Origin of the sequence: Pantoea sp. CTOTU49201 (assembly GCF_032054795.1) — a bacterium.
Lineage (GTDB): Bacteria > Pseudomonadota > Gammaproteobacteria > Enterobacterales > Enterobacteriaceae > Pantoea > Pantoea symbiotica.
In genome coordinates this window covers 1-9,313 of sequence record NZ_DAMBSA010000168.1, presented here as the reverse complement: position 1 = coordinate 9,313, position 9,313 = coordinate 1, and the positions used below count along the sequence as shown (strand labels likewise).

The window sequence follows — 9,313 nt, the reverse complement described above, 5'->3', positions numbered from 1 at the left end:
GAGCGTGTTGTAGACGCCACCGATAGCACCACCAATCATGTTACCGACCGGACCAAATGCCAGTAGCGTGAGTGGAACCATGATGGCGAGGCAGAACATCGGCGTGAACAGATTGCGTATCACCATCGGCAGCAGGCGCTCAAAGAAGCGCTGAACATACGACATGCCCCAGACCATCAAAATAATCGGAATCACCGACGAGGTGTAACTCAGATACTGAACCGGCAATCCCATAAAGGTCAGCGGCGCGGCATCCAGCGGAATGCCGGCTATCTCCACCAGCACCTTTGAAATAGCCGGGTTTTCAACCGCGCTCTGCATCAAAGCATGCACAGCCGGGTCGGCTGAGTTGGCGGTGAGTATTTTGTTGGCCGTCAGCATATTCAGGTAGTCCGGCGACACCAACGCACAGGCGGCGATTACCGCTGTAAACGGATTCACGTTGAATTTTTTCGCGGCGGTAAAAGCCACCATGACGGGCAGGAAGGTAAAGCCGGTCCACGAAACAAAGTTAAGAATGCGATAGGTGCCGCTTGCCGGATCCATCCAGCCGATGGCGGTCAGCAGCGAAATGATCCCCTGCAGCACACCGCAGGCTGCCAGCGGATAGAGGAAAGGCGCAAAGATGCTGGAGATGATATCCATAACGCGGCTTACGATACCGACATTAGGCGGCGTTACCGCGACACTTTCGTCGATATTGAGTAGATTCTGCACTTCGCGGTAAGCATCACCGACGTGATTACCAATGACCACCTGCATCTGACCGCTGGCCTGCATCGCGGTAATCACGCCTTTAACCCGCTTGAGTGATTCAACCTCGACCAGAGCATAATCTTTAAGCACAAACCTCAGACGTGTAGCGCAATGCGTGACACTTATCACGTTATTATCGCTACCTATCAGCTTTACGATCTCTTTTGCAGAATCCGCATAATTTATTGCCATGGTTTTCTTCCATTGCCAGAGGGAATTCAGTCCGTCAGGAGCGAACTAATCGCGGCAATGTTAGAAAATCGCTTCGGCAATGTCACGAAGTCACAATATGTTATAACCGGTCGATAATTACAAAAATGTCACACCACGTGACATCTCACTGGCATTATTCACCACCAGCTTTCTGCCTATTGATTCAAGAATAAAAATAACCGGCACCTGCGTGGTAATATCGTATTCGTTATCAATTAAAATGCGGGATACATGATAGGGAACAATAAAGTCAGCGAGTTTTGCCAGAGTTGAATCAGGGTTGCAGGTTATCGCAATCACTTTGCAATGGTGAATGACAAATTGTCTGGCGAGTTTCACTATTTCTGGGGTTTCGCCAGAGACAGAAAGCACGATAGCCACTGAACTCTGCACCATATCCGAGCTCACCGGATAATAGGGATCGTCAATGTGATTGCTGAACTTGCCCATGTTAGAGAAGAAACGGGCGCCATACCTGCCGAGCGTGCCAGAGCTGCCTGCGCCGGCGAAGAACACCCGTTCTGCATCACGAATGTACTCTGCTGCCTGCTTAATCATCTCATCAAACTCATCGTTTCTGATGCTCTTAAAAAAGGTCAATATTTCCTCAGCGCCATGAGGAATAAGTAACGTGCTATTTCTGTTCAGGTGCAACTTCATACTGGCTTTGAGTTCTGAATAACCTTTGAAATCCATTTTTTTACAGAATCTAAGAACAGTTGCGGTAGACACACCTGAATTATCGGCAAGCTCTCTTATGGTCATATAAATAACGGCATTAATATTTTTGATAATATAATTATGCACACTGCTTTCGAGGGCGTTTAAAGTGGATAGTTTTCTGGCGTCAAACATATATTTAAACATCCTATTAAGCGATTTATGACGCTTATCATGTCACAAATCGTGACATGCTGGGGATGTTTAACGTGAAAACAGGCTAAGTGCTCAAAAAGAAATGTTGTTAATTGTGATAACTCGCACATTTTGAATCGAGAGCGGCGGAATGGCTATTAGATTTCTAGTGCAGTAAGGATTGCGGCTTCCATTTTCTCTGGAGTGGTGATCGGCGCAAAACGTTTGAGTGGTTTACCGTCACGTCCGATGAGAAACTTAGTGAAGTTCCATTTGATGCGCCCGCCCAGCACGCCAGGCAATTCTTCTTTTAGATAGCGAAATAGCGGATGCACTGCGGCGCCGTTAACCGCCACTTTCTCAAACATCGGGAAGCTCACACCGTAGTTAATTTGGCAGGTCTGCGCGATATCATCGGCACTGCCGGGTTCCTGTTTACCGAACTGGTTGCAGGGGAAACCCAGAACCACCAGACCTTTGGCAGCATACTTTTTGTAGAGTGTTTCGAGGCCGGCATATTGCGGTGTAAATCCACAATGGCTGGCGGTGTTAACCACCAGAACCAGCTTGCCGGCGAAATCGGCCATTGAGATGGGCTGGCCACGCAGGCTGACGGCATTGAGTTGATGAAAGGTGGTCATGTCAGAATCCTCAGAGCAATAGCGGTTTGGCGTCGATATTGGCACTTAGTAATCGCTAATGCCTCAAATATTGAACGGCGTGACGACAATAACGCGTGATGATGCCGTTTCATCTTCGGCTTCGGGCAAAAAGCCGTGAAAACGCAGGATTGCTTTAAACGCCGATCGCGCATCTTCATTAAGATCATGATCAATCACCGCATCCATCTCTTCAGCAGCCAGTAGCCGGCGATTTTCTTCATCCAGATCATGGCCAATGAAAACGTTCACCTCGCGGTGCATCGCTGCAAAAGCCTGCAAAATAGCACTATTTCCGCCCCCCACGCTGTAAATAGATTGGATCGAGGGATCCTGTTCCAGCGCTGCGCACATCTGCGTAAAAGTGAGTGAATCGATACCGTAACCTTCACTGACAGCTTTAATCTGCAAATACGGCGCTCGCTGACTTAACGCCTGAATGAAGCCCTCCATTCGCTGCTCTTCTCCACGAAAACCCGTGCTGCTGATCACAACGGCGACCGTTTGCACGGCAGCAGGCAGCCACCGCGACATCAGCCAGGCCGCCGTTCGACCGGCACCTTCATTATCCATGCCGACATAGCTGATGCGCTCGCTGGACGGTAAATCAGTAACGAGCGTTACCACCGGAACATTGAGCGCCGCCAGCTCCGCAATCGTACTCTGCAGCAAAGGGTGATCGCTTGCTTTAAGCAGCACGCCATAACTGTCATTGCCACAGCGGCGCAGCTCACGTTGCAGCTCTTCAGGCGAAACTTCTTCATATATGTGGCAACGCAACGTTAGTCGGAAAGGCGCGAAGCTGTTGATTTGACTGAGCAACGCCGCCAGCACTAACGAACTGAATCGCTCTGGCGCGTGCATCACCAGATCGATCGGTAGCGTGCGACCGCTTGCCAGGCTGGCGCGTTGTTGTAACTCCAGGTCGCGGATCGCCTGAGCAATGCGTCGGGCAGTGCGTGGACTCACACTGCCGCGCTGATGCAATGCTCTGTCCACAGTGGCTTTGCTGACGCCAGACTGTGCCGCGATTTGCTTAATGGAGAATGACCTTGCCATAAATTGAGGTCTTTTTGAGGTTATGTGGCCGTATTGTTAATCGAATGTAATTGCTAAGGTCATTGTGAGCAAGCAGACAGAACTTACCTCACCCAAAATAACAAAGGACAACCAATGAGCCTGAGTGAAAGCAGCAGATTTAAAAACAAAGTGTTCGTCGTGACCGGCGGAACACAGGGATTAGGCGCAGCCGTTGCCAGTCTTCTGGCTATTCGCGGAGCCCGGGGCATTGTGATTTGCGGACGTAACGTTAAAGCCGGACACGAACAGGTGGATATCCTCAGCCAAACTGGTTGTGAAGTGATATTTGTTGAAGCGGATATCAGCTCGCCAGAAGCCTGCGAAAACGTGGTGGCGACCGCAGAAACGGCGTTTGGAACCCTGCACGGGCTGGTGAACTGCGCAGGCATGTCCGATCGCGGCACCATCCTCAACACTTCCCCGGAATTGTTTGATGCGATTATGGCCGTCAACGTTCGCGCGCCTTTTTTCCTGATGCAGGCGGCGATCAAACTGATGATTGCCAAAGGCATTGAAGGCAGCATCGTCAATATCATCACCATGACTTCCCACGGCGGCCAGAGCTTCTTAACGGCATATGCCGCATCCAAAGGTGCGCTGGTCACGCTGACTAAAAACGTGGCCTTCAGCGCCATGCGCAATCGTATCCGGGTAAACGGTCTGAATATTGGCTGGATGGATACGCCACACGAACACGACATCCAGCGGCAATATCATGACGCTGATGAAAACTGGCTTCGCAACGCTGAGCAGGCGCAGCCTTTTGGTCGCCTGCTGAAACCAGCCGAAGTCGCGCGTGGCGTCGCATTTCTCCTTTCTGAGGAGTCAGGAATGATGACGGGTGCGGTGATCGATTTCGATCAAAGTGTGGTTGGTTGTGGTGATAACGGTGGCTTCCAGCCATCACATGCTCTGACTCTGTGAGGCAAAAAAATGAAGAATATCTACATTAACGACAGCCACATTTCTCTCGATGATTTCGCCACGATTTGTGCGCAAACGCTGCGTAAAGACGATTTCCCGCTGGCACGTTCGGCCGATAAAAATGTGCTGATCTATCATCGTGACGACCTGCTGGCGGCGGCAACAGCAGACCGTCAAAACATGCTGGCTGAACTGCATCGTGCCTTGTCCAGCGGTCCCGGCGTCCTGGTGGTTCAGGGGTTATATGGCGATGTATCAGCCGTTGATCGCAGCAGTAAAGTCTTTGAGGATATCCTCGCCAGTGAAGCGGCAAACGGCGGCGGCGGCGATCACTTTGCCAAAGCGGGCAGTAACGGGCGTATCTGGAATGCACTGCAAAAAGTGGCGGAGCGGGATGCTGATGCCTTCATCGATTATTACAGCAATCCTTTACTGGCGCTGATTTGTGAAGCCTGGGTCGGGCCTGGATATGAAATTACGGCGCAGGTGAATCAGGTGCGTCCGGGCGGCAAAGCGCAGCAGCCGCATCGGGATTACCATCTCGGTTTTCAGGTAAATGACGTGGTTGCTCGCTTCCCGCTGCCGTTACAGATCCTGTCGCAATACCTGACGCTACAGGGCGCAGTGGCTCACAGTGATATGCCGATTGAATCAGGTCCAACGCAACTTTTGCCCTGGTCGCAGCAGTATGCCGAGGGATATCTGGCGTGGCGCGACCCGCGCTTTATTGAATTCTTCCAGCAGCATGCCATTCAGTTGCCGCTGAAAAAAGGTGATGGGCTGTTCTTCAATCCGGCCCTGTTTCATGCCGCTGGCAATAATGTCACGCAGGATCACGTGCGTACGGCCAATTTGCTGCAGGTCTCATCCGCTTTTGGCAAAACCATGGAGAAAGTGAATCACGTTAAAGTGATGGAAGCGATTTATCCAACCCTGCTGAGTAAAGATCTGAGCGATGAACAGTTACAGGCAATTGTGGCAGCGAGCGGTGAAGGCTACTCCTTCCCGACCAATCTGGATACCGATCCACCACTGGGAGGCCTGGTCCCCAAAACACAACAGCAGCTGTTACTGGAAGCATTACAGCAACGCTGTTCAGCGGAAGAGTTCAGCCGGCAATTAGACAACCACGAGCGTAAGAGAAAAGCGTAGGCGTGTTTAGCAACGGATATGGCGTAATGCCCTGACGTTGGGTGTTACGCCATATCGATGAGTATATATCTGGTCTGATGGACCGGATTAGCAATAGATCCTGAGCCGCTAATCCGCTAATCCGCTAATCCGGTAATCCGGTAATCCGGTAATCCGGTAATCCGGTAATCCGGTAATAAGCGTTGTGCAATAGTGCCTGACTCGCTGCTGTTTTCTCAGTCGCGTAAGGTGGCTTTCTTCATCGACTTATCCACCGGCGCTGTTTTGGCTTTACTGCTCGAGTAGATAAAGAATAGCGCAATCCCTAAGCACATTACTGCTCCCAGTCGTGTTGAGGAGAAGTGAATTGCTTCATTTCCCAACCAACCGAAGTTATCGATCAGCATGCTCATTGCCAGTTGTCCAAAGATAACTGCAACAGTTGCTACCGCTGAGCCGATCCGCTGGACTGCAATAACCATAATAACGATATAAGGCACACCACAGAGCGCGCCCAGTAACTGCCATTTTGGTACATCAAGCAGCGTAAGGGTGTGCTTTGGTTCAAAGAAAAAGATTAACAGAGCAGTTACCAATGCCCCGGTAGAAAACGTCAGGAATGCGCTTCGGAACACGCCGACATTGCTGCCCAACTTTCCACCGATTGCGGCCTGCATACTCAGAAATGCTCCACCAACCACTGCAAGAATGATCATCAAAATATTCATAATTTCACCTCAGCCTTTTGCCACAAGAGCCAGCGCAGCAACAGTAAAAATAAGTGCAATGATTCGTTTCTGGTCAATTTTGCGGTGAGCGGTACCAAAAAGTCCGTAGTGGTCAATCACCAGGCTTTTAAACACCTGCCCGGCTAAAATGCCGATCATGGTCATCGCAATACCAATACTTGGAACAGCAATGGTGAGAATCACCACATATACTGGTCCAATGATGCCGCCTACTAACGTCCACGCAGGTTGCGAGAAAAAAGAGGGGCTATTACGCGGACTGAAGAAAAGCATCAGCATGAATGTCAGCGCTGCACCGACACCAAAAATACTGAATGTGGCCCACAAATCTCCAACTTCACTCCCCAGTGGTCCTAATAATCCGGCTTCAACGGATAATCCCATCCCGCCAGCAACGACGAGTAATATGAATAAAAGCTGCATAAAACAGTCTCCAACTTGGTTTAGGAGGCTGATGATAATGACGCTCAAAGTAATGAAAAACAGTATAATCCGTGAAACACCTTTGCAGGAATCGAGATAATGTATGATGCCAGTTCAATAAACTTTCGTAGTCTATTGTTTTTTATAGGTGTTTTTGACTCGCAAAGTTTTTCAGAGGTTGCCAGGCGAGAAGGTGTATCAGCGTCGATGGTGTCGCGAGTGATTCTGCAGCTGGAAGATACTCTCGGACAGCAGCTGTTCTATCGAAATACCCGCGCTGTCATTCCAACCGAAGCTGGACGTTTGTTCGTAGAATATGCCCGAGTAATGAGTGAGCAGCTCAGCGAAGCAAGAAAAGAACTGCAGGACAGATCGCTTGAGCCTTCAGGGTTAATAAGAATTAATGCGCCGGTTTTTTTTGGTCAGCGGCACATTGCGCCCTGGCTGACAGACCTATGCGAGCGCTACCCTAAGCTGTTGATCGAGTTGGCTCAGACAGATGACTACATCGATCCCCACCGCGATGCTTCCGACATTATTTTTCGCATTGGGACACTTACCGACTCATCATTTCACGCTCGCGTATTCTGCACCCAGCGCTACCATCTTGTTGCGTCTCCTAAATACGTTCAAAAGTGGGGAAAGCCAGTTATCCCTTCAGACTTAGCGCAGCATAAATGTCTGGTTTATGCGGGCTCATCCGGCCCTAACCGATGGTTATTCAGAGAACAGAATGACAGCTGGGTTCACTACCCGGTATCTGCATTGCTGATTTCTAACAATGCAGAGACGCTTCTTACCGCCGCGTTAGGTGGAATGGGGATGGTGCTCTTCCCGGACTGGCTGATTGGAGACAGCATTCATAAAGGGGAGCTAGTCAGAATTATGCCCAATCTTGAAGCTGCCATAAAAACAGAGCCGCAACATATTGCCGCTATTTATCCTAATGCCCGTCATCCACCGCTGAATGTCAGAGCGGTTATTGATTACTTTCTGGAGGTTTATGGCTCCAAGCCTTACTGGCTATTCGACTGACGAATGTCTCCTATGAGCGAAAATCGTATATTCGGCTTTACGCCGAATGCTATGGCAAAGAGCACGCTTGAAAGAATTTAATTGCGCTAGCGCGTGTTGCAATCTTGACGGAATATCACAAACGTCATTGCCACCGCACCAAGCAGTAATAAACCACTCAAGCCGAAAGCACTTTGCCATCCCAGGCTGTCGAATATCAGACCTCCTGCTGTTGAACCCAGCGCAATGGAGAGCTGGATGACAGCAACCATCAAGCCACCACCGGCCTCTGCATCTTCGGGTAGCGTCCGTGCGATCCATGTCCACCATCCGGTTGGCGCGGCGGTCGCAAGCATTCCCCACAGGCTTAGCAAAACGGCAACAACCCACAAGCTGTGACCGAACATGAGTAACGTTCCCGCAATAGCAGCCATGAGCAGAGGAATCACGATTAATGTCGGATAAAACCTTGCGTTCAGGAAGGTAGAAACAATCATGGTGCCGATAAGACCTGCTGCACCTATAGCAAGCAAAATCAAAGACAGGCCAGAAGCACTGACTCTGGTCACGTTCTCCAGAAATGGCCGCACGTAGGTAAACAAGGCAAACTGACCCATAAAGAACAGTCCGCAGGCCAGCAAACCCGTTGCTACGACGGAGACTCTGAACAGACGAAACACCGATCCCTGTGGCTTGCGTTGAGTATCGCTTTCCATCGAAGGCAGGCTGATGCATTGCCAGATGAACGCCGCTATCGCCAGCGGTACGAGAGATAAAAAGGCACCCCGCCATCCAACGGTCACCCCGAGATAGCTACCCAGCGGTGCCGCCACAACGGTAGCCAATGCGTTCCCGCCGTTAAAAATCGCCAGCGCGCGGGGAACCTGATGCTGCGGCACCAGCCGAATGGCCGTCGCCGCCGACATTGACCAGAATCCACCAATCACGATACCAATCAGCGCCCGCCCCAACATATAAATCGGATAGCTGGCCGCCAGCGCGACAATCATTCCTGATACCGCCATCAGAATTGTCAGCCCCAGCAGAAGATATTTACGGTTCAGATCCCCGGCAATGCGGGAAATTGTCAGGCTGGTCAACACGGCCAGTGCGCCAGAGATAGCAATTCCCTGTCCTGCCAGCCCCTCCGTGACGTGCAAATCGCTGGCAATAGGCGTCAGCAGACTCACCGGCATAAACTCAGAAGCGATCAGCACAAAAACGCAGAGCGTCATGGCAAAAACGCCGCCCCAATACGCGTGGGTTTTATTGTGTGAAGGTTGAAGACTTACGATAGACATTATCAATTCCCTGCGTTACATCAGACAGGTCAACGCCACCCGAGGATTACAGGCGGCATGGTAAATATGCATTATTTCAGTAATTTAGTTCAAATTTGATTTGAAAAACTGTTCAAATTTAGTAAACGGGATTTTTCCAGCGACGTTGTCATATAAGTCCACATGGTTTGCCCCTGGAATAATCACCAGCTCTTTCTCTTTGCTCCCG

The 9,313-nt window shown here is 50.3% G+C and carries 10 protein-coding genes and 1 pseudogene; 3 read left to right on the top strand and 8 right to left on the bottom strand.

Annotated elements, in window-relative coordinates; genetic code table 11:
* The 4 genes from RTY00_RS13075 to RTY00_RS13060 all read right to left on the bottom strand — a co-directional run.
* Window positions 1-948: PTS transporter subunit EIIC (locus RTY00_RS13075; RefSeq protein ID WP_312664744.1), on the bottom strand; the 948-nt coding region annotated here is incomplete at its 3' end.
* Between the two features lie 117 nt (window positions 949-1,065).
* Window positions 1,066-1,824, bottom strand: coding sequence for a MurR/RpiR family transcriptional regulator (locus tag RTY00_RS13070; RefSeq protein ID WP_312664743.1), 759 nt, complete (start codon window positions 1,822-1,824; stop codon window positions 1,066-1,068).
* Between the two features lie 158 nt (window positions 1,825-1,982).
* Window positions 1,983-2,465 (bottom strand): glutathione peroxidase, encoded by a 483-nt coding sequence (locus RTY00_RS13065; protein WP_312664742.1) that lies wholly within the window; start codon window positions 2,463-2,465, stop codon window positions 1,983-1,985.
* Window positions 2,466-2,528: 63 nt separating this feature from the next.
* A complete protein-coding gene (locus RTY00_RS13060) occupies window positions 2,529-3,542 on the bottom strand; it encodes a LacI family DNA-binding transcriptional regulator (protein ID WP_312664741.1) in 1,014 nt (337 codons plus the stop codon).
* Window positions 3,543-3,656: 114 nt separating this feature from the next.
* Between RTY00_RS13060 and RTY00_RS13055 the strand changes: the two genes are divergently transcribed.
* Complete coding sequence (locus RTY00_RS13055; protein ID WP_312664740.1) at window positions 3,657-4,487, top strand: SDR family oxidoreductase; 831 nt, start codon at window positions 3,657-3,659, stop codon at window positions 4,485-4,487.
* Window positions 4,488-4,496: 9 nt separating this feature from the next.
* On the top strand, window positions 4,497-5,639 hold the full coding sequence (locus RTY00_RS13050) for a phytanoyl-CoA dioxygenase family protein (RefSeq protein WP_312664739.1): 1,143 nt from the start codon (window positions 4,497-4,499) through the stop codon (window positions 5,637-5,639).
* A 215-nt stretch (window positions 5,640-5,854) separates the two neighbouring features.
* Here RTY00_RS13050 and RTY00_RS13045 read toward each other — a convergent pair whose 3' ends face one another.
* Together RTY00_RS13045 and RTY00_RS13040 are read right to left on the bottom strand one after the other, a co-directional pair.
* Window positions 5,855-6,346, bottom strand: coding sequence for a DMT family transporter (locus tag RTY00_RS13045; protein ID WP_312664738.1), 492 nt, complete (start codon window positions 6,344-6,346; stop codon window positions 5,855-5,857).
* Between the two features lie 9 nt (window positions 6,347-6,355).
* The gene (locus tag RTY00_RS13040; RefSeq protein ID WP_312664737.1) at window positions 6,356-6,790 is read right to left on the bottom strand and encodes a DMT family transporter; all 435 of its coding nucleotides are present in this window, start codon (window positions 6,788-6,790) and stop codon (window positions 6,356-6,358) included.
* Between the two features lie 99 nt (window positions 6,791-6,889).
* On the opposite strand from RTY00_RS13040, the gene RTY00_RS13035 reads away from it, so the two are divergent.
* Entirely contained in the window at window positions 6,890-7,825 is a 936-nt protein-coding gene (locus RTY00_RS13035) for a LysR substrate-binding domain-containing protein (protein ID WP_312664736.1), read from the top strand.
* An 86-nt stretch (window positions 7,826-7,911) separates the two neighbouring features.
* On the opposite strand, the gene RTY00_RS13030 is transcribed toward RTY00_RS13035, so the two are convergent.
* Together RTY00_RS13030 and RTY00_RS13025 are read right to left on the bottom strand one after the other, a co-directional pair.
* Window positions 7,912-9,105 carry an MFS transporter gene (locus tag RTY00_RS13030; RefSeq protein WP_312664735.1) on the bottom strand — a complete coding sequence of 398 codons (1,194 nt, stop codon included), beginning with the start codon at window positions 9,103-9,105 and terminating at the stop codon, window positions 7,912-7,914.
* 84 nt (window positions 9,106-9,189) lie between these two features.
* Window positions 9,190-9,313: pseudogene (locus RTY00_RS13025) on the bottom strand (alpha/beta hydrolase); the annotation flags it as partial.

What these genes read in the sequence shown, in the direction of transcription:
- RTY00_RS13070 (WP_312664743.1), bottom strand. Translation starts at nt 1,824, where the DNA reads ATGTTTGACGCCAGAAAACTATCCACTTTAAACGCCCTCGAAAGCAGT.
- RTY00_RS13065 (WP_312664742.1), bottom strand. Translation starts at nt 2,465, where the DNA reads ATGACCACCTTTCATCAACTCAATGCCGTCAGCCTGCGTGGCCAGCCC.
- RTY00_RS13060 (WP_312664741.1), bottom strand. Translation starts at nt 3,542, where the DNA reads ATGGCAAGGTCATTCTCCATTAAGCAAATCGCGGCACAGTCTGGCGTC.
- RTY00_RS13055 (WP_312664740.1), top strand. Translation starts at nt 3,657, where the DNA reads ATGAGCCTGAGTGAAAGCAGCAGATTTAAAAACAAAGTGTTCGTCGTG.
- RTY00_RS13050 (WP_312664739.1), top strand. Translation starts at nt 4,497, where the DNA reads ATGAAGAATATCTACATTAACGACAGCCACATTTCTCTCGATGATTTC.
- RTY00_RS13045 (WP_312664738.1), bottom strand. Translation starts at nt 6,346, where the DNA reads ATGAATATTTTGATGATCATTCTTGCAGTGGTTGGTGGAGCATTTCTG.
- RTY00_RS13040 (WP_312664737.1), bottom strand. Translation starts at nt 6,790, where the DNA reads ATGCAGCTTTTATTCATATTACTCGTCGTTGCTGGCGGGATGGGATTA.
- RTY00_RS13035 (WP_312664736.1), top strand. Translation starts at nt 6,890, where the DNA reads ATGTATGATGCCAGTTCAATAAACTTTCGTAGTCTATTGTTTTTTATA.
- RTY00_RS13030 (WP_312664735.1), bottom strand. Translation starts at nt 9,105, where the DNA reads ATGTCTATCGTAAGTCTTCAACCTTCACACAATAAAACCCACGCGTAT.